Raw genomic sequence first — 25,727 nt, forward strand, 5'->3', positions numbered from 1 at the left:
CGCTTTATGTTGGAATAAAATTGCTGAAGGGGTGCAAGTGTATACATTTTTTGTATAGACTATATACAAATTTTGAGGGAGGAATTTTGTCATGGATAATATTGATTATCACCAAAAGGCAAAACTGCGATGGCTTTTTAAGACCATTATGGTGGCCGTGGCAACAGTCTTGTTTGGCCTGTCGTTTAATATGATGGGAGGGGGGCAGCAGAGCGTTCTAGCTGCTGATACTTATACACCTACTAGTTACATGGATAAAGACGGAAACTGGTTGGGCGGAACCGCTGCTCAGCACGATACGTGGTTACAAAAAGTCGTTAATCTAAATTGGAAAGGTGAAGAATATGCCCAGGAAATAGGCGGTGATGCTAAGGGCACTGATTCGACAACAGGCAACCCTTATCTTGATGAATGGATGCCTGATAAGAATCTACAGAAGCTTATCTTGTTTGATATCCAACAGTATGACGAAGACATCGCAAGCGTCAATGATCTTACCAAGAATTTGTTGAATCAATATGAAACTGATTTTGTAGTTGACATCAATAGTCAGAGAGATCCAGACGACAGTTCATATTACAATGAAGTATGCAATACAAGATCCTTAGAATGCTTTCAGTATGCTACAGGTTTATCTAACATTGGTCTAAGTTCTGATAGCACTGCCAACATGTTACATTTCAATACACCGTATCATGTTGGGGCTTTATCCGATATTAGTGCTTTAGCGGAATCCAGTAAATTGAGGAATCTGAATCTTCAGATGAATAGTCTTTACGATATTAGTCCTCTTGCAACAAAAAAACTCAACGTAGTAACGTTAGCATATAATCATATAATTGATCTTTCACCACTGTCCTCATCACTAGAAACCATATTGTCTGGTACTTCGACTGGTTATCAGGAATATACAATGCCGGTTGCACATTTAAATCCTAATACAAACACTTTTACCACGCCATCTGTGGTTATCAAGAATCCAACTGGTGCTAATGTTCCTATCCACCCATTTTATGGGGTAGATAACTACTATGGAAAGGATCAACTCTTTACTAGCTTTAATAGCTCTTTTGAAGATTCCATTAGTACTGCATACAATGATAATTCGACGCCGAGACCGTCCGTTGATTGGACAAATTTAAGCAAGAATAACACAATTAATGATGGAGTTATGACAGTTTCATGGCATGATCCATTATTCAACAATTCGGCGTATACGTATGATGGAGTAATTATTCAACCTTACGTTCTGGATGCCGATGTTGGTAACGTTCAAGTCAATTTTAAAAATGGTGATACAGGACAGTATCTTCACCCATCGGTGTTCCTTTCTGGGCCACTAAATGATTCTTGGAACTTATCGTTGAGTGAACAGAATAGTTTTACTCTGTATACTACGAAGAATAATCCTTCTGGTGAAAACCCAAATCAGAATATTCAAGACATTATTGATAATTTAAGAGATCGTTATCAATTTAGTCAGATTTCGGTAAGCAGCCCGACAACCGGTCAGTACAAAGCCGACTCGGCTCCAACGGTTACTTATACATTTAGCAAGAAAAATGTACCAGTAGCTGTTGGCCCTGTTACAGTCCATTATCGACTTAACGATATTAATGGCGAGACCCTGGCTCCCGATCAGACACTTCCCGCTACAGGAGACACTCCTGCAAGCGGCGATCCATTTACGACAACTAATCCAACTAAATTTAATGATCCATATCAAATTGGTGATTATAAATTAGATAAGATTGTGTCAAATGGCAGTCAGAATGTCGGTGATACTACTACTGGGAAGTATACCGGTGCCTATACAAGTGATGCCCAGACGGTAACTTATGTTTATAGTAAAAAAGAGGTTCCCGTAAAAGCAGCTCAAGTAACAGTCCGCTATATTGATGCAGCAACCGGGGTACCATTGGTAAAGGATAAGATATTACCGGCAGGCGGAGAGACGGCGTTTGTGAATGATCCATTTACAACCGATGCTTTAACTAAACAAGAGTATACAAACCTGGACCAGTATACATTAACCGATGTATTACTTGGTAATACTTCCGTAGACTGGAATCATACTAGTGGCCAATATAGTGGGAAGTTTACAGATGCGCCACAAACCGTCACGTATAAGTATATAAAGAAGTATAATCCAACCCCACCTACTCCAGTAAATCCGGTTAACCCTGTAAATCCAGTTAATCCAACACCGACTCCAAACCCAATACCTTCTAATCCAACAGTAACCATACAACCAGCAACTCCTGGCATTGCCAAAAAGGGTGAAGCCGTTTACGCTTTGAAGAAGATCTACATGTATAGTAATAAGGACTTCAAGAAGAGTGAACGAGTTGCGAGTTACGCCAAGAAGCCGCGGATTAATCGACCGATGTTTGTGGTCACTGATTATGCGAAGTCGAAAGCCGGCAACTTACGTTATGTCGTTCGTGGTGTGAACCATCACAGCAAGACTGCCGGTAAGACGGGATACATCACCGCCGACTACGCCTTTGTTCGTCCAGTTTACTATCACAGTTCTCACAAGACGTTGACGATCATTAATCCACGGGGCGTCAATGAATATAAGAACAAAAACTTGACTGGTAAAGTTAAGAACTTCAAGCAGGGGACGCAACTCAAGGTTAAAGGGTTTGCAAAACACAATTTGACCACTCGTTATCTCTTGAGTAATGGTCACTATATTACTGGTAACCGCAAATTGGTGATTGCTGGCAGTCAGAAACAGCCAAAACAAATCAAAGTTAAGAAAGCTATCTACCGTTACAACAACGCCAACTTTGGTAAGCGCACGAAGCACATCAAGAAGGGCACCGTGTTGAAAGTTAAGAAGTGGGAATACTCACATCCATACTCAACCACGACCTTTGGAGCTAAACGTTATGCGGTTGCCGGTGGTTATGTAACTGCTAATAGCAAGTATGTGAGGGTAATTAAATAAGATTACGAAAAAAAGTCTATCAGATGCTGATAGGCTTTTTATGTAAAATAAATGTGATCTTTAAGTAAATTTTGAAAAATCAGAAAATCCATTTTATGAGCATCGTGAATTAGGTATACGACATATATTAAAATAGGTCGTATACCACGAGTTGACCGAGAAAATGATCTATTGAAGAAATGATTGTGTTGCGAGCGGGCCACCCGTTAAAATTAACATACAATTGAGAGACTTAGGTAGCGCCTAATCAACTTTGACTGATGGTACCCCCCCTTATTATAAGTATCCACGGAGGCGAGGTGCTATGCCAAATGGAAAGATTAGGAGACCATCTCGGTGCAAGTGTAACCGCGCAAGAGAACTTAACGTTCACACGAGCGTATTATCTAATAAAAAAAGCTAATCACTTAGATTAGCTTAGCCGAAACGTGTTCCACCAAGTAGAAATCTGCCCATAAGCACCATCAACAAAAATCCCAAGCCCAGGCTTTTCGTTGATAGCAACTTATGAACTGGTTGCTAACCGTTTGGCTTCAAATACTGCTTCTAATCCAACACATCAATCTTCCTAACATCTGCCAAATTACTCATTTTCATAATAAAATCATCCGGATCAGTTCTTCTTACTAATCTAATTTGCATTTCCAACGAGAAGGAGTCTGGTTTGTATGCTAGAATTCTCATTTTGACATTGTTGCTACCGATGATTTTCAAACGATCTGGCAGGGCATCCATTGCATTTGTTTTTCCGGTAAAGGTGACCTGTAGGCGGATCAGTGCCCGGTTTGGGTAGCGTTTCAATGCCTTGATTCGGCGGACAATTGTTTGGGTGATCAAGATGCACAGCGTACCGGCAATGCCGATGACATACATATCAGCCCCGATAGCCAAACCAATTGCTGCCGTTGCCCACAAGCCGGCCGCCGTGGTCAAACCGTCAATCTTGTGGTTTCTGGTCATGATTGCCCCGGCACCGATGAATCCAATTCCAGTGACAACCTGGGAAGCCACCCGGGATGGGTCCAAGCTGATGTCAGTGGCGTGACCAGTTAAATCAAAGAATCCGTATTTAGAAATAATCATAAAGAGGGCGGCACCGACTGCAACCAACATGTGGGTCCGAATGCCAGCGGTTTTCAAGCGGACTTTGCGCTCATAACCGACCGCGCCACCGCAAATAGCGGCCACAAACAGCCGCAACACCCATTCCAGTTGATATAACCAGTAATCCATTGGCAGCACCTCCTCATATTCAAGTCGTGATACAATCATAATTATACCGCTTCAATTCGACATGGTAAAAGTTCTGGTTCACGATAATGAAAGATCCCCCATACTTAGCTTGATAGCTAACTGTGGGGGATCTTTCGTTAAAATGTTCTAATCATTGAATACATATACTTTACTCTCATAGGGCCGCAATTCCGTCCCTTTGTCATCATCGTAATTACTGATAACTAATCGGTCAGCTTTATCCTGATCATAATCACGAGTGATTGTCTTGGCGGTGAAGTTGCTAATGACTAACAGCGTCTTGCCTTCATAATGCCGACGATAAGCAAATACCTCGGCGTCTTGAGGATCGATCTCATCATAAGTACCAAACTTAATTAAATCAGATTCATGACGAAGTTGAATTAACTTCTGGTAGTGGTAGAAGACGGAATCCTTATCATCAACAACGGCTTTCGCGTTAATTTCCTTATAAGTTGGGTTCAACGCGTACCAAGGCTTTGCATTTGAGAAGCCGGCGTTCTTTCCGTCATCCCATGGCATTGGTGTTCTTGCGTTATCCCGGGAAATATTTGCCAAGTATTTCAGCATCGTTGGGCCATCAACTAACTTTTGTTCTTCGACTAATTCTCGATAAGCGTTGATTGACTCGAGGTCTTCATATTGATCAATGCTGGTGTAATGCGCATTTGCCATCCCAAGTTCTTCGCCTTCAAAGACAAATGGGGTTCCTTGCATCATGTGAAGGGTGGTTCCCAGCATCTTAGCGGCACGGACACGGTATTTAGGATCATCATTGGCAAACCTTGAAACGGCGCGTGGCTGGTCATGATTATTCCAATACAGGCTGTTCCAACCCTTACCATCCAAGGCCTTTTGCCAGCGGGACAGGGCATTCTTTAGCTCAGGTAATTTAACCGGTTGGTCGTTCCATTTACCAAGGCGTTTATCTGGATTAGGCTCCAAAGCAACGTGCTGGAACTGGAAGACCATGTTCAGTTCATGGCTGTCGAGGCCGGTATAATTGATGGCATCTTCTGGCTTGGAACTCGGCATTTCACCGACGGTCATCACGTCATAATGGGAGAGAACCTTGTCGTTCATTTCGCGCAGATAGTCATTTAATTTAGGCCCATCGGCAACCAATCCCTCGGTTAATGGGTAGGTGCCAGGTTCAGGCGCATCGGGAAGGCCTTCAGGTTTGGAGATTAGGTTGATGACGTCCATTCTGAAGCCATCGATACCCTTATCTAACCAGAAACGCATGATATTCCAAACGGATTCCCGGACTTCGGGATTTTCCCAGTTCAAATCAGGTTGACCAGGAGCAAATAGATGCAAGTAGTACTGGCCACGTTCCGGAACATAGGTCCAGGCACTGCCACCGAATGCTGCATGCCAGTTATTAGGCTCGTGACCGTCAACGGGATCATGCCACATGTAGTAGTCAGAATATTGATTATCCTTTGACTTTTTGCTTTCTTGGAACCATCGGTGTTGATCAGAAGTGTGGTTAACCACGAGGTCCATCAGTAATTTTAAGCCATGGGCGTGGACTTCTTTTAATAAATCATCGAAGTCAGCCATCGTCCCATAGTCAGGCAGAATTTTTTCGTAATCGGCAATATCATAGCCGTTATCTTTCAATGGTGATTGGTAGATTGGGTTCAACCAAAGAACGTCCACTCCTAATTTCTTTAAATAAGGGAGGCGCTTGATGATCCCATGAAGATCACCAATACCGTCGTTGTTGCTGTCTTGAAAACTTTGTGGATATATTTGATAAATTACGGCGTTTTGCCACCATTTGTGAGTCATATTAAATTCTCCTCTGTTTTTTAGTGAGCGGAGTCAGGCGGTAGAAACTGGAATATAAGTCTCCATGGGCAGAAATTCGTGGGCTTGGAATTTTTGCCCATGGTGCTTATATGGAAGTTTCTGCCTGACGTAGCTGTCCTAATTATTATAGTTTAACCGGTTCACTGAGCCTTGAATGAATAAAACGAACTGAGAATGCAGCGAGCACCAATGACACACCGCCAACTAAGAACATTGCTGGCATTGAGTGACCAACCATTGGGAAGATGAAGAAGCTGCAAAGTGATGCGGCAATTTGTGGTAAGCAGATTGCACAGTTGAATAATCCCAGGTAAGCCCCTTCATTTTCACCGTTCAAAGCTTCAGTTAATAGTGAGAATGGTTGCGTGTTCATTGTGATGTAAGTAATTCCGATCAAGCAGAACGGCAATACAAGGAGCCACTTGCTATGAATGAAGAAAATCAAGACAAAACCAAGGGCACCAGCAAGTAATCCAAAGACGTACCATGCTTTTCGATGTTCTGGTTTAGTTCGTGCTTGAACTAGGAGACCAAATAATACAGAAGCAACGGCTTGGATGCAGGTTAGAACACCATACCAATTACCAGCAGCTTGATAGCCTGCTGAGGATGGATTAGAGGTGTGCCAAACATTCAGTGAAATGGCACCGGCTGCGTAAGTCCAAGAATAGAGAATGGCAAACCAGGTAAAGAATTGAACAATTGAAATTTCCCAGAATACCCGAGGCGCCTTTTTCGTAAGGGTCCAAAGACTTGGTTGTTTCTTTTGTTTTGTTAAGTCAATGTTGTGATACAAGGCATATTCTTCAGGGTTGTATTCGTGAACCTTGGCAATTGTATAGAACGAGGTCAGTAATAGAACGGCTGCGGCGAGGTAGTACGCCAACTTAACGGTAATTGGCACTTCACCTTTTTGAGCAACGTTAGAAAGACCAATAAAGGCTAAGAAAAATGGTACCAAGCTGGCTAAAACACCACCAAGGTTAGAGAATGATTGCTGCCACGACCATGCCATATCCTTTTGGTCTTCATTAACCATGTCACCGATAACCATCTTGAACGGTTGCATGCAGACGTTAGACGATAAATCCATGAACAGGGTAGCGATAGCGGCAAACCACAGTGCGGCAGCTGAACCATATCCAAATCCAAATGATCCCGCGTTAGGAAGTAATACCAAAACAATTGCTGCGACTGGAGCGCCAATAAATAAATAAGGCATTCGTCTTCCAAAACGGGTCCAGGTACGATCTGAATATTTACCAATTAACGGTTGAATAACCATACCAGCTAATGGCGGTAGGATGAAGAAAAATCCAAGGTTATTAGGGTTAGCACCAATGGTTTGAAAAATTCGTCCCATTTGTGATTGCTGCAGTGAAAACGCCATGTTGACTCCGAAAAATCCGAAGGTCATTGCAAAAATCGTGCTTACTTTCAAACTTGGCAAGTGAGATGCAAAACTTTTATGCTCAGTTTTGACGTCTGCGTTGCCAGCTTTTGCTTTTGCGTCCATGAGAATTCCTCCTTTAAAGATGAGTGAGCGAAGCAGAACGGTTAGAAGTCGGAGCATAAGGCTCTTCGGGTAGGAATTCCCGGTTCTGGAATTTTTACCCGAGGTGCTTATGCGTAGACTTCTGTTCTGCGAAGCTGTCCTAATGAGCGTCTTCGTAGCAACTTGGCCAATAAATACATTGCTCGGAAACGTTTACATTGATGATAATAGCACCCAAAGAAAACGTTTGCAAGCCTTTTACATCAATATCACAAACGTTTGTGTTTTAGTAAAAAATAAGTGCGCGTAGCAAAGCGGTCAGAGTGCGGAACCAAGCGGTTAGAGACTGGAGTCTAAGGTGCTTTCGGCTTAAACCCCGGGCCTGGGTTTGAGTCGGAAGTTCCTTAGATGCAAGTCTCTGCTTGGTGTAGCACGTTTTTATATGTTGACGAATCCTGGGCTTGGATTTTTGAACGGAGTGGCTTAGGTGCAGCTTTCTGCTTTGAGGAGCGGTCCTAATCTATATAGCCTAGAACAACCACTAAGCAGTTTTGGAATTTTGAGTGAGGTAAAACTTAGGTGCAGCTTTCTACTTTGCGGAGTGATCCTAACTTATGTAAATACAGAATAATATAGAACAATGATGACCTAGCCCTGAGATTGTAGCTACGTATGTGCCTGGGCCTAAGCCACCTAAGATAAGTTGATCACTATGTCCCCGCTGTTTATGATGCAATTATCTATCACTAAGCATGCCAAGAAAAAATCAAAACTTGTGAATTAATTACAATCCCATTATTACTTAGTATAATAGGGTTAATCTACATCATAATTAATGACGAGAAGAGGCGCGTTTATGGCCGCGACAATAAAAGATATTGCGAAAGAAGCTGGGGTTTCTCCAGCTACAGTTTCCCGGGTTTTATCCGGGCAAACAGAGTTTTACTCAGAAAAAACCGCCAAAAAGGTAAAAAAAGCTGCCAAGGAATTGGGCTATCAGAAAAATACCGCTGCTGTGGAGTTGGTCACCCGGCGTAGTAGGGTGATTGCCGTCATCGTTAGTGCGACTAAGACAAATTTTTCTGACCAAATTATTGACGGCATTCAACAGGAAGCAACCAAAAATGATCTTAACGTTATCATTTTATATGCTGGTGAGAAGAATCCCGAAAGTGAGCGAAAAGCTTTAGAAACCGTGATTGAGCGGTCGGTTATGGGGATTTTGCTGGTGGCCGTGGATCTTGAGCCAAGTAACGCTGATCTGCTAATGTCTGCTAACATTCCGTTTCAATTTCTATCAATCACTCTGAGGAATCGGAAGCTACCGTTCATTACTTCCAACGACTTTCAAATTGGCTATCAGGCTACTAAGTACCTCATAGATAAAGGCCACGCCAAAATTGGGTTCGTCGCCGCTGATTTAGAGTCGATGACGGGGCATTTGCGTCTGAATGGCTATAAGCAGGCAATGGCCGATAATGGCTTGACTGCTGATCCTAAATGGATTTATGGGGGTGATTGGGTATACGAGGATGGCGTGGCGGCGATGAAGCGGTTTGGCCGCGACACACCATTATCGGCCATTATGGCTTCCAGTGATCTGGCAGCCATTGGGGTGATGAATCAAGCTCAAGATTTCGGAATGCGGATTCCAAGGGACATGGCGGTGATGAGCGTTGATGGTACCAAATTATGCCAAATCGTCCGGCCGCAGCTCACGAGCGTTACCCAGGAATTCTTTGAAATGGGCGTGCGGGGAATGAATCGAATCATTAATAAATCGGTGAAGTCTGCTGAGTCAACGTTTACCCCAATTAGGATTATTGAAAGACAAAGCGTTTAATTAAACATAAAAAGGAAAAGTGATCTTATGAAAGCCGTTGTGTTACGAAAGCCAGTCGAACCAGACGTTCTTTCTTATGAAGAGGTTCCAACTCCAAAGGTTAGGCAGGGCTGGTCGCTGATTAAAGTGAAGGGGTTTGGAATTAACCGATCCGAAATCTTTACCCGGCATGGTTGGTCACCAACCGTTAAATTGCCCCGAATTTTAGGTATTGAATGTGTCGGCGAAGTTGTTAAGACAACGGATCCCAATAGATTACATCCAGGACAACGGGTGATTTCAGTCATGGGTGGCATGGGACGTGCGTTTGATGGCAGTTATGCGGAGGAAGTTTTGCTGCCAAACAAGCAAATTTACTCAGTCCAGACTGATCTAGATTGGGACAATTTAGCAGCGGTACCAGAAACGTATGGAACAGCATTCGGATCCCTTAAAAAATTGAAGCTCGTTGACGATAATCACCTTTTGATTAGAGGAGCTACGAGTGGGGTGGGGGTTGCTGCGGCCAAATTAGCTCGGGCAATGGTGCCATCGATTACGATCACTGGATCCACAAGACATATGGAAAAGGCCGCTGAATTAAAAGCAGCAGGGTTTGATGAGGTTGTTCAAGATAAAGACCAGCAGCTCCAAATTAGTGATCAGCACTATGATCGGATTCTCGAATTGGTAGGCGCACTGACGTTACCAAATTCACTGACGGTTTCTCAAGCTGATGGCATCGTTTGTATGACTGGTGAGCTAGGTGGTGTTTGGAATCTGAAAGAGTTTGAGCCAATTTCCAAGTTAAACGGCGCTTATTTAACGAGTTTTGAATCCGGCGCGTTAAATCAAGAAACGTTTGACGAGCTGTTTGGCCTGATTAAACAAAATCGTCTGGATGTTTCACCAACTAAGGTGTTTGATTTAGCCCACACGGCTGATGCCCAAGCATTCTTGGATAGCCACCAAAGTTTTGGTAAAGTGATCGTTCGTGTTGATTGAGAAAACAGTCAGAGTGCGGAACCAGGCGTTTAGAAGTTGGTGCATAAGTCTCCTTTAGCGGAAATCCCCGGTTCTGGGATTTTTAGTAAAGGTGCTCATGCGCAACCTTCTGCCTGGTGCAGCACGCTTCTGCTATGTTGCCAGAGATACTTAATCCCTGACCTTGGGATTTTTGAATGAGTTAGCTTAGACGCAGCTTTTGTTTTGTAGCGCGGTCCCACTCCTTATAACAGGAAACACCCAACCATCAAAAGACAGGAAGAAATACTAAGTTTGCACCACGTAGGCAAAGCCATGGTTCATATGACCAGTAAAGCGGTTCTAATACAGTGCGTTTGCCACCGAAAAAGTTACATTTGAAATTAAAAAAGGGTGAGGCAATTAACACATTTTGTCTCACCCTTTTGTATTCGGTTGTATTGTTATAACAATTAATCTTGGTCCTTTAATTCAGAGTTATCCTTAAAAGCTTCCCGGTTCCGTTTGGTTTCATAATAAAAAATTGGAATACCAATTGCGACCAGAACAAATGAGGTCAAAACACCCGGGAGATCTGATACGATTTCACTGACAATGACGAAGAGGGATCCGCCAATGGCTAAGATTGGCGTAATCGGGAAGAGTGGGGTTGAGAAGACCCGTTTTTGGCCCGGATTCCGTTTTCTTAACAGGAAGACGCCCACAAATGCCATCACATAGAAGCAGTAAACCGTGAAAATACATAGTTCAGACAGACGATCCGCGTTGGAGAAAATAATCATGATCGTGACAATGATGAGTTCAGCGATCGTTGAAAAAATTGGTGTGTGTGACTTTGGATGAAGGTATGACAACGTTTTGGAGAATGGTAGCTGACCGCGTTTGGCCATCGCATACATAATCCGGGGGAACGTCATGATCTTACCGTTCATACAGCCGACAATTGAAATGATAATGCCAATACTTAGAATCTTACCACCGACTGCCCCAAAGGCTTGGTTGGCGATGTAAGGAATCGCACTGGTGCCTAACTTGTGGATCTGTTCAGCAGGAACCGAACGATAAACACCATAAGAAACTAACAGATAGATTACTAAAACTGCCAGGATGCCAAGTGTAATTGCTTGTGGCAGCAGCTTGCGGGGATTTTTAATTTCCCCACCCAGGTTGGCAACGAGGATCCAGCCATCAAACGCAAATAATGTGGCTAAAATGGCGACCCCAAAGTTACCAGCTGTTTGATGAACTTCAACTAGGCTGTGACCAAAGGCACTTTGGTTGCCGAAGAACAAGCCAAAAATGATAAGGGCAGCCACTGGGACCAGTTTACAAAGGGTCGTAATAATAGCGAAAGTAGCGCCATAGCGGTTCGAGAATAAATTCAAAATACCAACGGCAACGATTGTACCAATTGCGATGTAGACGTTATATTTGCTTGGAAAGCCAAAAAAATCTGAAAGTAAAATTGCTAAGTAAGCGCCTAGTGAAGCAATCATTGCGGGGCCATAAAAGATGATTTGCATCCAACCGGAAAGAAAACCCCACATCTTGCCGTAGATTCGTTCCATATAAACATACAGGCCACCAGTTTCCGGCATTTGTGACGCGATTTCAGCAATTGTCAGACCGGCGGTAATTGTCAATAAACCACCAGCAAACCAGGCTAAAAGCCCCATTGTGGTTGAGCCGGCATCATCTAGGACAGCTGATTGACGGACAAAGACACCGGCACCAATAATCGTTCCAATCACGAGTGCCAGTGCCGACCAGAGACCGAGATCACGGTCTAGTGACACTTCTTTTTGTTGTTCCATGAGTCAAATTCCCCTTTTTCTCTTAAGATTTGTGTGTATTTAACCTACGGACGATGGTTGATCTGTCAGAGATTACACACGATATTTTTCCAATCGTTTAGCATCAGTTTCATTTAATTCACTGGTAATCAAGGTTCCGTCGTCTTTATATTCAGTCTTCAAAATGTTGGTGTTGTCATTCAGATACGAAACGACTTCGCCCTTGCTAAATGGAATGAGTAGTGAAATGGTCTGGTAGTTTTTGAAGACCTTTTCCTTAATCATGTCAATTAACGTGGTTAGAGAAGCGTCATCCATTGCGGACATAATAAGGTTGTCACCTTCCCGGGTGGGGTAGGCAATGTCTTGTTTATCAGCTTTATTTAACGCAACGATCATCGGCATGTTAGTAACCCCGATTTCGTTTAAGGTATCTTCAGTTGTTTTCATCATTAAATCACGGTGTGGATCAGAACCATCAACAACTTGGATTAACAAATCAGCGTTAGCCGCTTCTGATAAGGTTGATTTGAAGGCCTGAACTAATTGGTGAGGTAGTTGGCTCACAAAACCAACGGTATCACTTAATAGGAAGGTTTTCTGATCGGGGAGGGTTAATCGTCTGATGGAAGTGTCCAAAGTTGCGAATAACATGTTCTTGACTAACACTTGTTTATCTTCATCTTCACCAAGTAGTTTGATTAAACCGTTCATGACAGTTGATTTGCCGGCGTTGGTGTAGCCGACAAGAGCGACCGTGGGGATGTCACTTTGATCCCGTTGTTTACGCTTCGTTTGGTCGGCCTTTGAGGCTTCTTTAAGTTCCTGGTTGACGTGAGTAATCCGTTTCTCAAGCGTTCGCCGATTTAATTCGTACTGCGATTCACCGGCACCACGGTTAGTTGCTCCGCCGGCACCACTTGCGGTTCCAGTTTGTTGGTCAAGTCGCTGACTGGCGCTAGTATGCAGCCGTGGTAATTGGTACTTTAACTTGGCGAGTTCAACTTGAAGCTTTGCCTCCCGCGATTGAGCTCGGTTAGCAAAAATTTCTAAGATAAGTCCGGTTCGGTCAATAATTCTGGCGTTAGTGGCTTTTTCAATATTTCGGATTTGACTAGGTGAAAGTTCGTCATTTGCGACGATGGTGGCGACACCGTCATCGATCACCACTTGTTTTAATTCCTCAATTTTTCCCTTGCCAAAGTAAGTAGCGGGGTCTGGTTTATCCAATTTTTGGACCAAAGTCTCAGCCACGGTCATGTTATTGGCTTCAACCAAATTATTGAGCTCCGTCATTGAGTAATCGAAGCTGCTAGAATTCCGGTTAAGCCCGATAGTGACAACGGGGGTGAGTGCGTCTGTTACATCCATTAATGTGCCTCCTAAAGAAAAGTGAGTGGAACAAAGCGGTTAGAAACTGGAACATAAGTCTCCTCTGACAGAAATCCCTGGTTTTGGGGGATTTTTGTCAGAGGTGCTTATGTGGAAGTTTTTGCTTTGTGCAGCTGTCCTAAAAAAGTGAGCGGAGTCAGGCGGTTAGAAACTGGAATATAAGTCTCCTCGATCATAAATTCCGTTTCTGGAATTTTTGATCGAGGTGCTTATATGGAAGTTTCTGCCTGACGCAGCTGTCCTAAAGAAAAGTGAGCGGAACAAAGCGGTTAGGAACTGGAATACAAGTCTCCTTAAGCAGAGATTCCGTATTTGGAATCTCTGCTTAAGGTGTTCATTAAAGAAGTTTCTGCTTTGCGTAGCTGTCCTAATAATTATGTGTTCAAGTATAACACACAAGTGTAAAAAGATAATAAACAAATGCGCTGGTTTGGAGAGACCGTTCATGAAATAATTTAGAAGGAGAATTCTTATCCTTCCAAAATAATCTAATGATCTCTTAATCTCAATATTCAGCTATTTACGGTGAATCGAAAGCTAAATTATAATTAGAAAAGATCCTAAAATGAAAAGTAATCATTGATTTTAATTAAATTTTAATCTAGAATCAATGCATTAAAGGGTTTAATTATAAGCATCATATTGAGAGGATGAAGTAAATAATGAAGTTAAGTTCAGTTATTAAGGTTAGTGGCGTTGGATTATTATCTGCGCTGGTTTTAGCGGGGTGTGGCAGTAATTCCTCGCAATCAGGAAGTAAGAAGCAAACTGCTAACTGGATGGTTGCGGCAAACATCAATACAATGGATCCTTCAAAGATGACTGATCTCATATCCAGTCAAAATTTGAATGGTACTAATGAAGGATTATTGAGGATGGCTAAGAATAACACGGTTGTTCCTGGGGTAGCAAAAAATTACACGGTTTCCAAGGATGGTAAGACGTGGACGTTTAATTTGCGCCATTCTAAATGGAGTGACGGTAAGCCTGTGACTGCAAAAGACTTTGTCTATTCATGGCAACGAACGGTTAATCCGAAGACCGCCTCACAGTATTCTTATATCTTTGGTAATTTAAAGAACGCCAATAAGATTATTGCTGGTAAAATGGCTCCCGCAAAATTGGGTGTTAAAGCCGATGGTAACTATAAATTGGTTGTTAGCTTGATTAAACCACAGAGTTACTTCAAGTACATGGTCTCTCAAAGTTATTATTTCCCAGAAGAAATTTCGATGGTGAAAAAGTATGGTTCGGCATACGGGACTGACGCCAAGAAGATCGGTTTCAACGGCCCATTTGTTCTAAAGGGGTGGAACGGAACTAATGACACCTGGAAATTGGTTAAGAATCCGAAATATTGGGATGCTAAGAAAATTAAATTAAATACACTGAATATGCAAGCAGTTAAGGATCCTGCAACTGCGCTGAATGGCTACCAGAGTGGCAAACTTGATTTCACGACCCTAAGTGGGACTCAAGTTAAGCAGTATAAAAACGATAAGAACTATCACGTTTATAAGCAAGCTTCAATTTACTACTTGGAAATGAACGAAAAGAAGTTCCCTATGTTCAAGAATAAGAACTTACGGAAGGCCTTTTCATTGGCGATTGACAAGAATCAGCTTGCCAAGAAGGTCCTGGCAGATGGTTCCCAAGCACCTAAAGGCTTTGTGGCTGATGACATGTCTTCACATAATGGTAAGGACTTTGCTGACCAGTCTTATGTTAAGGGCGCGGTTGAATACAACTTGGCTGAGGCTAAAAAATACTGGGCTAAGGGTCTAAAGGAAACCGGCAAGAAGTCAGTTAACTTGACCTTATTATCAGACGATACTGACGTTGCCAAGCGGACAACCGAATTTGTTCAAAGCGAATTAACGAAGTTGCCTGGTGTAAAGATTACTAACCAAAATGTGCCATATAAGACCCGGCTTTCTCGTTCTGCCAGTGGTCAGTTTGACTTAGTTATCACTGCTTGGAATGCTGATTACCCAGATCCAAGTAATTTCTTGGACATTCTGACATCAAAGAACTCTTACAATAATGGTAAGTGGGGCAACGCGAAGTATGATGCCTTGGTTAAGAAGTCAGAAGGAACCGATGCAGCAAACGAAAATGCCCGTTGGAATGATATGGTCCAAGCAGAGAAGATCCTAATGAACGACCAAGGAATCGTGCCACTGTATCAACCAGCTATTTCAACGTTGATGAAGCCAAAAATTCACGGCGTCCAATTCTTCCCGACAGCACCACAATGGGATTGGAGTAAGATCACTGTGAGCAAGTAAGTGAGCGGAGCAAAGCGGTTAGAAGTCGGAGCCTAAGCCGTCCCGCTCAGAAGTCCCTGGGCTTGGGATTTTTGAGCGGGACGGCTTAGGTGCAGGTTTCTGCTTTGCGGAGCGGTCCTGCTCTAAGCCGCTTAGAAATGAAGATAGCATCAATCAAAAGTATCAAACTCAGAAAACAATACATTATCAAAAAGGTCGATACAAATCAAAACTTGTGTCGCTCTTTTTGGATACTAGAAAAATTATGGTAAGAAGGTAACCGATTACGTGCCGTCTATTTATACAGGCTTTTATACATTTTAAGCTTTAATGTCAGTTCCCTAATTATCTTAGTTAAACATGTGAATCAATTCCGAATAAAAAACGATAAAATTCATATTCAAGCCATTGTTTTGTTATCTATGTAAAAATTTAAAATAAATTTGGAATAGTTTAGGAAACAACTAAAAGTAAGTAATGCCCTTTATATAAAGGATTTTCGACTCTGATTCTTATTAGTTCACAAGCAATCAAGTGACATCACACGAAAAAAGTTAGTCTACACATTGCTTTTAATCAAATTTTAATTTAGAATAGGTGCATCACAAGATGTTAGTAATTATTTTGAGGAAGGAAGTATTGCGAAATGAAATTAAATTCATTAGCAAAGCTTGGCGGGGTTGCGTTATTATCTGCAGTTGTTCTCGCTGGGTGTGGTAGTAAATCATCACAATCAGGTTCAAAGAAACAAGAAATCAGTTGGATGACACCATCGGCCATTGCAACAATGGACACATCAAAAATGACTGATTTGTATTCTGCTCAGGTTGCCAATGGTACTAACGAAGGACTTCTTCGGATGGCTAAGAACAACAAGGTTGATCCAGGAGTTGCAAAAAGCTATAGCACTTCTAAGGATGGTTTGACTTGGACATTTAATTTACGTCATTCTAAATGGAATAACGGCGATCCTGTAACTGCAAAAGATTTTGTATTCTCATGGCAACGAACTGTTAATCCAAAGACGGCTTCACAGTATGCTTACATATTTGCCAACATTAAGAATGCAGCTAAAATCAACAGTGGTAAGATGGCCGTTTCAAAACTTGGCGTTAAGGCTGAAGGTAATTATAAGTTCGTTGTTACCCTTGACAAGCCACAAAGTTTCTTCAAGTTCATGGTTACCCAACCAGAATTCTTCCCACAGAATCCAAAGACTGTTGCTAAGTATGGTAGTAGTTTTGCTTCTAATTCAACTAAGAATAGTTATAACGGACCATTTGTTCTTAAGGGTTGGAATGGTACCAACGATACTTGGACGCTTACAAAGAACAAGGATTACTGGAATGCTAAGAGTGTCAAGATTCAAGACGTTAAATTCCAAGCAATTAAGACACCGTCAACTGCTTTGAACAGTTATAACAGTGGCAAACTTGACTTTACTACCTTGAGTGGGACGTTAGCTGCTAATAATAAGAAGAACAAGGATTACGTTGTATTCCCAGAAGCATCTACTTCATACATGGAATTCAATACGAAGAAGATCCCAGCGCTTCGAAATACTGATATTCGTAAGGCGATGGCTTTGGCAATTGACAAGAAACAAATGGTCAACAAAGTTATGCAGGGTGGTGACATTACACCTAAGGGCTTCGTTCCCGCTGATATGGCCAAACATAATGGTAAGGACTTTGCAGCTCAAGCATATGTAAAGTCTGGAACTGACTCTAATCTTGCGGAAGCTAAGACTTTATTTGCAAAAGGAATGAAGCAAGTTGGTAAGAAGTCATTATCGCTAACCTTACTTGGTGCTGATGACGATGATACTAAACGGGCAACTGAATTTGTTCAAAGTCAATTAACTAAATTGCCTGGATTAAAGATCAATAACCAAAACATTCCATTTAAATCAAAACTTTCCCGTGCTCAAAACCAACAATTTGATTTAGTACTATCTGCCTGGATTGCCGATTATCCAGATCCAAGTAATTTCTTGGACTTGATGACGTCTAATAACCCACAAAACGATGGTAAATGGTCAAACAAGCAATATGATGCTTTGATGAAGAAATCTGAATCAACTGATGCTAACAACGAAACCGCTCGCTGGAACGATATGGTTCAAGCTGAAAAGATTTTGATGAACCAACAGGGTGTCGTACCACTTTATCAACAAGGCCAAGCAGCATTGCTGAAGTCTTCTGTTAAGGGCGTACAGCCTTTCCCAACTTCACCACAATATGATTGGGCAAAGTCATACGTTAAGTAGTAATTTAATTTTACAGTTCAAAGTATTTGAGGCTGGTTATTGAATTCCAGTCTCTTTTACATTATTATGGACTTTATGAGAAAACAGTAACAACATAATTAGAATGTGAGGAACTCATATGGTAAAGTACTTGGGAAAGAGAATATTTTATATTATTTTGACCCTGTTTATCGTCAGTACAATCACCTTTTTTCTGATGAAGTTCATGCCAGGGACGCCTTTGACTAACCAAGCCAAGTTGACGCCGGGCCAGATTCACCAGATCTATAAGCAGTACGGATTGGACAAGCCCGTTTGGCAACAATACCTTGTCTACTTGGCAGGGGTTGTTCATGGGAACTTCGGGATCTCATTCCAGTTTAGTAACCAAGCCGTTTCCTATTTGATCGGCAGCCGAATTGGACCATCACTCATCATTGGTGGTCAAGGAATGATCTTAGGTGTTCTGGTTGGGTTAGTGCTTGGGTCACTTGGTGCCGTGAAGGCCAATACTTGGATTGATACCACTTCAACAATTGTTTCAATTTTGTTGGTATCCATTCCATCATTCGTGTTGGCGGTTTTGCTGCAATACTATCTCGGCTTGAAGCTGAAATGGTTCCCAATTGCTGATTGGGGCGGCTTCATGTACACGGTCTTACCGACGTTGGCGCTGGCCGCTTCGCCACTTGCTGAAACCGCGCGATTCATGCGGACAGAAATGGTTGATGTGTTGAGTTCGGATTATATCGAACTTGCCAAGGCTAAAGGGCTCGGCAAGGTTGGCATTATCTATCATCACGCTCTTCGAAACAGTTTGATTCCAATTATCACGATTATTGGCCCATTGACCGTTAACATTATGACCGGTTCAATGGTTGTTGAAAATATCTTCTCGGTTCCAGGAATTGGTGAGCAATTTGTTAAGTCGGTTTTGACAAATGATTACCCAACGATCATGGGATTGACGATTGTCTACTGTGCAATGCTATGTGTTGTGCTGTTGATAACGGATATTCTATACGGTTTAATTGATCCACGAATCAGACTTAGTGGCAACAGTAACTAGGAGGGAGAATAATAATGGCAGATAATGCAAAACCAATCTCAGCCGGTGATTTCAAACCAGTTACCGCTGGTGACCGTGGTAATTTAGATAACGAAAAAATTTCAGCGCCATCGTTAACCTTCCTACAGGATTCGTGGCGGCGGTTAAGAAAAAATAAAGCAGCAATGATTTGTTTAGTGATTTTGATTATTTTATTCATCTTGGCGTTCGGGTCTAGCTTCTTTGAAACCCATAACCCCAATGCAACTAATCCAAATTTAGCAAACTTACCACCTAAGATTCCTGGTATTGATATTAACGGCTTTAACGGGACGTTAGATCAGTCAGGAACCCGGATTAACGCTTATGCGCAAGCTCATGCGGGTAATGCTTACTATATTCTAGGAACTGACTACCTAGGCCGGGACCTCTTCTCCAGAATCCTTTATGGAACCCGGATTTCGCTGGAAATTGCGTTGATCGCTAGTTTCTTTGATTTAGCATTCGGCGTTGTTTACGGCATCGTTTCTGGCTGGATGGGTGGTCGAGTTGATACCATCATGCAACGGATCATTGAAATCATGTTGTCAATTCCTAACTTGGTTGTCATGGTTCTCTTGATTTTGGTATTGAAACCCGGAATGTCAGCGATTATTTACTCCATTGCGATTACCAGTTGGATCAACATGGCCCGGCTGGTGCGAGCGCAAACGCTGGAACTAAAGAACCAAGAGTTTATCTTGGCGGCGCGAGCGCTAGGGGAAAGTTCGTGGAAGATCTCCTTTAAACATTTGTTACCTAACTTAAGTAGTGTGATCATCATTAACCTGATGTTCACTATTCCAACGGCAATCTTCTTTGAAGCCTTCCTATCATATATTGGAATTGGAATTAGCGCCCCACAAGCCTCACTTGGTACGTTGATTAACGATGGTCAGAAGAACTTCCAATTCTTGCCATACCAGATGTGGTATCCAGCCATTGTTTTGTCAGTCTTAATGATTGCATTTAATATCTTGGGTGATGGATTACGTGATTCATTTGACCCAAAGGGTAGAGAGTAGGTGTTTTGAGATGGAAAACGATAAGAACATCCTTGAGGTCAGAAATCTCAAAATCAACTTCAATACCTATGCGGGTACTGTTAAAGCGATTCGAGACGTCAGCTTCGACCTTCGTAAGGGTGAAACCTTAGCGATTGTTGGGGAGTCTGGTTCTGGTAAGACCGTTACCACCAGAAGTATCATGGGATTGAATTCCCCTAACGCGGTTATTGATGGCGGGACGATTATGTTCAAGAATCAAGACTTATTGAAAAAAACAAGAAAGCAAATGGATGAGATTCGTGGTAACGATATTGCTGAAATCTTCCAGGATCCAATGACGTCATTGGATCCAACAATGAAGATCGGGAAGCAAATCGCTGAACCACTGATTATTCATAAGGGCATGAAACGTGAGAAAGCTTATGCCCAAGCGCTTGAAATGATGAAGCTGGTTGGAATTGAAAATGCCGAACAGCGGATTAATAACTATCCGCATCAATTTTCAGGTGGGATGCGTCAACGAATCGTGATTGCGATTGCGCTGGTGAACTACCCAGAAATTCTCATTGCCGATGAGCCAACCACAGCGCTGGATGTTACAATTCAAGCACAGATATTGGATTTAATGAAAGAATTGCAAGCTAAAATCAACACGTCAATTATTTTCATTACTCATGATTTAGGTGTCGTTGCTGGGATGGCCGATCGGGTTGCTGTTATGTATGCTGGTAAGATTGTTGAATACGGTACGGTTGACGAAATCTTCTACAATCCAAAGCATCCATACACATGGGGACTATTGAACTCTATGCCAACGATGGATACGACTGGAACAGAGTTGCCATCAATTCCCGGAACCCCACCGGATCTACTTGATCCACCAAAGGGTGACGCATTTGCTGCTAGAAATAAGTACGCATTGGAAATTGACACGAAACAGGAACCACCGTTCTTCAAGGTATCAGATACCCACTATGCTGCTACCTGGCTGCTAGATCCAAGAGCGCCGAAGATGACGCCTCCTGAACAAATTATTGAACGACAGAAGCACTATGCTAAATTGACGCATAAAACCATTGATCAGCATAAGGACACCCATGTCGAAGAACAGGAGGAGCAGCTGTGATTGACTATTCCGAAAAAAATAAAGTATTACAAGTTGAACATTTAAAACAATATTTTAACCAGGGAAAGCCTAATGAAGTTCGCGCCGTCGACGACATCTCATTTGATGTGTATAAGGGTGAAACGTTCGGTCTAGTTGGTGAATCTGGTTCTGGTAAAACAACAGTTGGCCGGGCAATCATTCATTTGTATGAACCGACCTCCGGGAAAATTATTTTTGATGGTCAGGATGTTTCGAAATTAAGAACCAAGCAACAGAAGCAACACTTCAGAAGAGAAATGCAAATGATCTTTCAAGATCCGTATGCGTCGCTAAACCCCCGGATGAAGGTTAAGGATATCGTTGCTGAAGGGATTGACATTAACCATTTAGCTAAGGATGATGCTGACCGGACCCATCAGGTTGAAGAGTTGCTGGAGACCGTTGGGTTGAATAAGGATCACTCGAGTCGCTATCCCCATGAATTTTCAGGTGGGCAGCGGCAACGGATTGGGATTGCTCGGGCGTTAGCGGTTCAGCCACAATTTATTATTGCTGATGAACCAATTTCTGCGTTGGACGTTTCAATTCAGGCTCAAGTGGTTAATTTGTTAAAGAAATTACAACGGGATCGTAATTTGACGTACTTGTTTATTGCCCATGATCTTTCAATGGTGAAGTACATCAGTGATCGAATCGGTGTCATGCATTATGGTCGAATGCTGGAAATTGCCAGTTCAGATGAAATTTATGCGCATCCGTTGCATGATTACACGGCCAGCCTATTATCGGCCGTCCCTGTTCCAGATCCGGAGTACGAGCGGGCAAGGGTACAAATCCCTTACGATGCTAGCAAAGAATTTGATGGCAAGCCCCGCAAGTTAGTGGAAATTGCGCCACACCACTGGATAAGGGCAAGTGAGGACGAACTGCCGATGTATCAGAAGCGGTTGGAAGAAAAGAGCCGGGTAAAGAAATAAGCGTGCGGAGAAAAGCGCTTAGCTGCGGTCATATAAAGGGTTTCCCCCTAAAATCCTGATTTGGATTTTAGGGGGAAACCCTTTATATGTCTAGCAGCTGCTTTTCGGAGCACTACTCAGCTCGGCTGCCTAGAAAACTAACTAATATGAAAGTAAGAAGTTCAAAAAGGCTCCGGGATGACTAAGTCATTTCGAAGCCCTTTTACATGCTTTCCAGAGCATTGTTCGGATAGCGTGTCGAGAATGATTAGCAGAGCAAATAATAAAAGGATATCATTCACATTTCCCGTAGTTAATACTTGATAGGAGTTATTGAAACCTCCTTCAAGTTAAACACGACAGGAGTGGCTAAATTTGGTGAAACAAGCAATCTATCATGCAACCACAGCATCAATTTGGAAAAAGATAAGGGACAACGGTTTTAAAATTCCCGAAAATGATTGGGCGCGTTTTTATGTTGGTAACATTAAGAAGAAGCCGGGGAGCTTGGGATATGGGGTGTATGGTTTCTTGGATGATCCTGGACTGGCAACGGCATTTATCTCAAAGACCACTAATTTGAAAGATTATGCTATTATTAAGATGACTATTGAGGTAGACGATGAACGAGTGTTAAATTTTGTTGATAGCTTGGACGATATGAAGTTGTTCCGCTGGTTTTTACTTCAGACTAAGCTCCAGAGAAGAATTGAGCGCTTTGGAAAGCTATATCATAACTCTTTTAAGCAACACTCACTTGACGGTGCATTATTGGAGTATTTTATAATGGTGTTAAGCAAGGGTGGATACTTGTCAGAAATTAATTGTGTTAGATGTGCAACATCTACAGATTTATATAAAGGAATCCATCTTTTTATTCCCAATGGCATTGAGTATTGTATCAGGGATAAAGATGTCATTATCACTTATGAAATGGAGAATTAAACATGGTCAAATTACTAAAACCTAAAAAAGAAGTATATGAATACATTGCTAAAATTGCCAATGATCTTACCATGGATGATTTGGCGAAAATTATGGGATTGCCACCGGTAGCGGAGATGAAACAACGTCGGACAGCAGAGTCCAAAGCTAAGCAAGAGACAGAAGCTAGCAAACGGGCTAAGAGCTGAACTTGGATTTGTGACAGTCATATCTGAACTGAACGAAAAAACACCCAGAGGATTTAGTAGCACTCGGTAAAGTTGCTATCAAAATCTTTTAGGTGTTTTTTAAAATGCATCAATTTTATTTGGAGGTACGCTGTGAAACCACAATCCAACTCCCGGTTGTTGAATCCATTTCCTCTAATTGACCCGATGAATTAACCCTAAAACTGGCAACTCGCGGATCGGTATTTGAATCGACCTTGCTGTTTTTAAAGACAGCAGCGTCGTGATTTTCAAGAACATCAACGTATAAGAGGCCGTTCCGCATTTGTGGCATATAGGTAAAATCAGTTGAGCTGACGTTCATGTTTGGATAAATTGACTTAACCTGTGGCCAGATCCAGTTCACAACCTGTTGATCAGTTAAGTGATTTGAAGTGGTTCCTGGGGTTGCTTGTTGAGAAGTTGCCGAACTAGCCGTACTTGAGCCTGACTGGGAACTGGTGATGGGGTCTTGATCCTGGGTAGTTGTTGCGGTACTTGATGATTTAACTAATGTTAATGGTGCTGACGTCAAGCCAGTAACTTTGATCTGGTTGGCGTTTATAATTGCAATGTTGTAAACAACGGGAGTGCTGGTATTTGAATAAGATTTTAATACGTATAACCCTTGACTAGTGGCTTGGTAGGACAAGTTATTAGTGTTTGAATTCGTGTTGGAATTGTATAAACGATGATTACCGTCATATTCATTCACAAAACTATTCGTTGTCGTGTCAGTAATATTTAAGAATTGTTTGATATAAGGCAACTGCTGGCTATTGTTAGGATTCTTGGTGTAATCGGTTGCCCAAGAGCCCTCTAGTGCCTGCGGAGTCCCATTGTGCCATTCAGCTGATTGATTGGTGTCGGCTAAGATAAAGTTGGCATCAACGCTATGATAACTGGTATTAATGGTATAAGCTTGGTGACCACCATTGATCCAATTGAAGTTCAACTGATATTTTTTATTAGTATTACTAACCAGGTTAAATTTATAAACATCTTTTTGTCCAGCTGATTTAACTGATTTAATTTGGCTATCATCAATGAGACCGTCTTGTTTAGAACTGAGTTTCCAGTGCCATTGGTTGCCATCCTTATAAAACTGGGAATATAGCAGATTAGGCTTGTCAGTTTGAGAATCTTCTGGAACCTTTGCGGTGGCGGGAGATAATAACTGATTAAGTTGGTTTGAGGAATTATTATGGTTGTTAGAATTATTGAGGTCAGCTTTATTACGATTGCAGCCAGCAAGTAACATAACACCGGCGGAGACAAGGCTGATAAATAAGATGCGTGTTTTCATATGCGAATCCTCCTGATGAGTTCATTATAACAGAGTGCGAAAACGAACGGTTAACAATCGGAACATAATGCGCCTTCTGCGAAAATCCCGGTTTTGGATTTTAGTAGAAGGTGATTATGTGGAGATTGTTGTTCGTTTGAGCACATTTAAATCAGAGTGCGAAACCAAGCGGTTAGGAATCGGAGCGTAAGTCTCCCTTAAAAGAAATTCCTGGGCTTGGAATTTCTTTTAAGGGTGCTTACGTGCAGATTCCTGCTTGGAGTAGCACGTTTATACTATGATACACAGGAAGTTCAAATTCTGGTTTTGGATTTTAGTAAGAAGAGCTTGCGTCACATTTTTTTCAAACTTATTTGTTATCGTGATAGCATAATTAGTTTACATAGGAATAAATGACACTTATAGGAGGATTTGATATCAATAAGTTAGTAAAAACTGCATTGCGCTACCCAAGAATCGCTACTTGGTTAATTTTTATATTAGCAACGTTAATCGGAACGTTCACGTGGACAACAATTATTCGTGGCAACTACATGAATCAGTTCCTAGGTGAAAGCCTGTTTTCTGGAATCATTTTCGGGATGGTGTTACTTGCAAATTGGTACTGGCAACGTCGAAAACAAGCGCATCATCAGTAGCTAAATTATTGAATGGGCAATAAAAATCCAATTAGATAATGAATAATGATGAAACTAATTGGAATCAAGATCCAGCCGATTAGAACAATAATGGCAAGCCTATTTTGTCCACGACGAAAATAGATTCCAGACCAGTAAGCGTAAACCGCAGTCAAAGTGACGTCAAAAGTAAAAATGACGGTGGTTGTTTGTGATGCAATAACAATCAAATAGAAAATCGCAATAATGATGCTGAGCGCAATGACTTTCAACCAGAAATAGGATTGAACGGGTTTCTGCTTGTTCAGAATAATCACCCTCCAAATAATGAAATTACTAAGTTCGATTAATTCAGTTCTGGTATAACATACTGATAACCGGCTTAACAGCGATCAGTTCTTTAATGTGACAACTTGAGCTTGAGGCATTAGTTCTCACAACTTCAGGCGTTTAATTGGGATTGAAG

The 25,727-nt window shown here is 41.9% G+C and carries 19 protein-coding genes; 12 read left to right on the forward strand and 7 right to left on the reverse strand.

What is annotated here, in order from left to right; translation table 11 throughout:
* Window positions 1-91: 91 nt before the first annotated feature.
* Complete coding sequence (locus FC98_RS14575; protein ID WP_056949130.1) at window positions 92-2,956, forward strand: DUF5776 domain-containing protein; 2,865 nt, start codon at window positions 92-94, stop codon at window positions 2,954-2,956.
* Between the two features lie 546 nt (window positions 2,957-3,502).
* Here FC98_RS14575 and FC98_RS02135 read toward each other — a convergent pair.
* From FC98_RS02135 to FC98_RS02145, 3 genes are all read right to left on the reverse strand, one after another.
* Window positions 3,503-4,189, reverse strand: coding sequence for an MgtC/SapB family protein (locus FC98_RS02135; protein ID WP_056949131.1), 687 nt, complete (start codon window positions 4,187-4,189; stop codon window positions 3,503-3,505).
* A 147-nt stretch (window positions 4,190-4,336) separates the two neighbouring features.
* A complete protein-coding gene (locus FC98_RS02140) occupies window positions 4,337-6,007 on the reverse strand; it encodes a glycoside hydrolase family 13 protein (RefSeq protein WP_056949132.1) in 1,671 nt (556 codons plus the stop codon).
* A 145-nt stretch (window positions 6,008-6,152) separates the two neighbouring features.
* On the reverse strand, window positions 6,153-7,544 hold the full coding sequence (locus FC98_RS02145) for an SLC45 family MFS transporter (protein ID WP_054654671.1): 1,392 nt from the start codon (window positions 7,542-7,544) through the stop codon (window positions 6,153-6,155).
* 835 nt (window positions 7,545-8,379) lie between these two features.
* On the opposite strand from FC98_RS02145, the gene FC98_RS02150 reads away from it, so the two are divergent.
* Together FC98_RS02150 and FC98_RS02155 are read left to right on the forward strand one after the other, a co-directional pair.
* The gene (locus FC98_RS02150) at window positions 8,380-9,366 is read left to right on the forward strand and encodes a LacI family DNA-binding transcriptional regulator (protein ID WP_040471391.1); all 987 of its coding nucleotides are present in this window, start codon (window positions 8,380-8,382) and stop codon (window positions 9,364-9,366) included.
* A gap of 27 nt (window positions 9,367-9,393) precedes the next feature.
* The gene (locus FC98_RS02155; protein WP_056949133.1) at window positions 9,394-10,350 is read left to right on the forward strand and encodes a zinc-binding dehydrogenase; all 957 of its coding nucleotides are present in this window, start codon (window positions 9,394-9,396) and stop codon (window positions 10,348-10,350) included.
* 431 nt (window positions 10,351-10,781) lie between these two features.
* Here FC98_RS02155 and FC98_RS02160 read toward each other — a convergent pair whose 3' ends face one another.
* Both FC98_RS02160 and hflX read right to left on the reverse strand, forming a co-directional pair.
* Window positions 10,782-12,143, reverse strand: coding sequence for an APC family permease (locus FC98_RS02160; RefSeq protein ID WP_008856569.1), 1,362 nt, complete (start codon window positions 12,141-12,143; stop codon window positions 10,782-10,784).
* A gap of 72 nt (window positions 12,144-12,215) precedes the next feature.
* Window positions 12,216-13,493, reverse strand: a complete 1,278-nt coding sequence (gene hflX / locus FC98_RS02165; protein WP_008856570.1) for a GTPase HflX — start codon at window positions 13,491-13,493, stop codon at window positions 12,216-12,218.
* Window positions 13,494-14,176: 683 nt separating this feature from the next.
* Between hflX and FC98_RS02170 the strand changes: the two genes are divergently transcribed.
* The 8 genes from FC98_RS02170 (at window position 14,177) to FC98_RS02205 (ending at window position 23,320) form a co-directional block, all read left to right on the forward strand.
* The gene (locus FC98_RS02170; protein WP_056949134.1) at window positions 14,177-15,802 is read left to right on the forward strand and encodes a peptide ABC transporter substrate-binding protein; all 1,626 of its coding nucleotides are present in this window, start codon (window positions 14,177-14,179) and stop codon (window positions 15,800-15,802) included.
* Between the two features lie 625 nt (window positions 15,803-16,427).
* Window positions 16,428-18,050, forward strand: coding sequence for a peptide ABC transporter substrate-binding protein (locus tag FC98_RS02175; RefSeq protein WP_056949135.1), 1,623 nt, complete (start codon window positions 16,428-16,430; stop codon window positions 18,048-18,050).
* A gap of 118 nt (window positions 18,051-18,168) precedes the next feature.
* Window positions 18,169-19,098, forward strand: coding sequence for an oligopeptide ABC transporter permease (gene opp3b / locus FC98_RS02180; RefSeq protein WP_008856574.1), 930 nt, complete (start codon window positions 18,169-18,171; stop codon window positions 19,096-19,098).
* Between the two features lie 14 nt (window positions 19,099-19,112).
* Window positions 19,113-20,141, forward strand: a complete 1,029-nt coding sequence (locus FC98_RS02185) for an ABC transporter permease (protein WP_008856575.1) — start codon at window positions 19,113-19,115, stop codon at window positions 20,139-20,141.
* 10 nt (window positions 20,142-20,151) lie between these two features.
* Window positions 20,152-21,249: an ABC transporter ATP-binding protein gene (locus FC98_RS02190; protein WP_054654673.1), complete on the forward strand. Its 1,098-nt coding sequence runs from the start codon at window positions 20,152-20,154 to the stop codon at window positions 21,247-21,249.
* Window positions 21,246-22,208 carry an ABC transporter ATP-binding protein gene (locus tag FC98_RS02195; protein ID WP_008856577.1) on the forward strand — a complete coding sequence of 321 codons (963 nt, stop codon included), beginning with the start codon at window positions 21,246-21,248 and terminating at the stop codon, window positions 22,206-22,208. Before FC98_RS02190 ends, FC98_RS02195 begins: the two co-directional genes overlap by 4 nt.
* Window positions 22,209-22,565: 357 nt before the next feature.
* Complete coding sequence (locus tag FC98_RS02200) at window positions 22,566-23,132, forward strand: hypothetical protein (RefSeq protein WP_008856578.1); 567 nt, start codon at window positions 22,566-22,568, stop codon at window positions 23,130-23,132.
* Window positions 23,133-23,134: 2 nt separating this feature from the next.
* Entirely contained in the window at window positions 23,135-23,320 is a 186-nt protein-coding gene (locus tag FC98_RS02205; protein WP_008856579.1) for a hypothetical protein, read from the forward strand.
* Between the two features lie 115 nt (window positions 23,321-23,435).
* Here the strand turns inward: FC98_RS02205 and FC98_RS02210 are convergent, their stop codons facing one another.
* Window positions 23,436-24,644 (reverse strand): hypothetical protein, encoded by a 1,209-nt coding sequence (locus tag FC98_RS02210; protein WP_056949136.1) that lies wholly within the window; start codon window positions 24,642-24,644, stop codon window positions 23,436-23,438.
* 392 nt (window positions 24,645-25,036) lie between these two features.
* Between FC98_RS02210 and FC98_RS02215 the strand changes: the two genes are divergently transcribed.
* Entirely contained in the window at window positions 25,037-25,282 is a 246-nt protein-coding gene (locus FC98_RS02215; RefSeq protein ID WP_008856582.1) for a hypothetical protein, read from the forward strand.
* Window positions 25,283-25,287: 5 nt separating this feature from the next.
* Here the strand turns inward: FC98_RS02215 and FC98_RS02220 are convergent, their stop codons facing one another.
* A complete protein-coding gene (locus FC98_RS02220) occupies window positions 25,288-25,578 on the reverse strand; it encodes a hypothetical protein (protein WP_008856583.1) in 291 nt (96 codons plus the stop codon).
* Window positions 25,579-25,727 lie beyond the last annotated feature (149 nt).

Source organism: Lentilactobacillus kisonensis DSM 19906 = JCM 15041 (assembly GCF_001434135.1).
Lineage (GTDB): Bacteria > Bacillota > Bacilli > Lactobacillales > Lactobacillaceae > Lentilactobacillus > Lentilactobacillus kisonensis.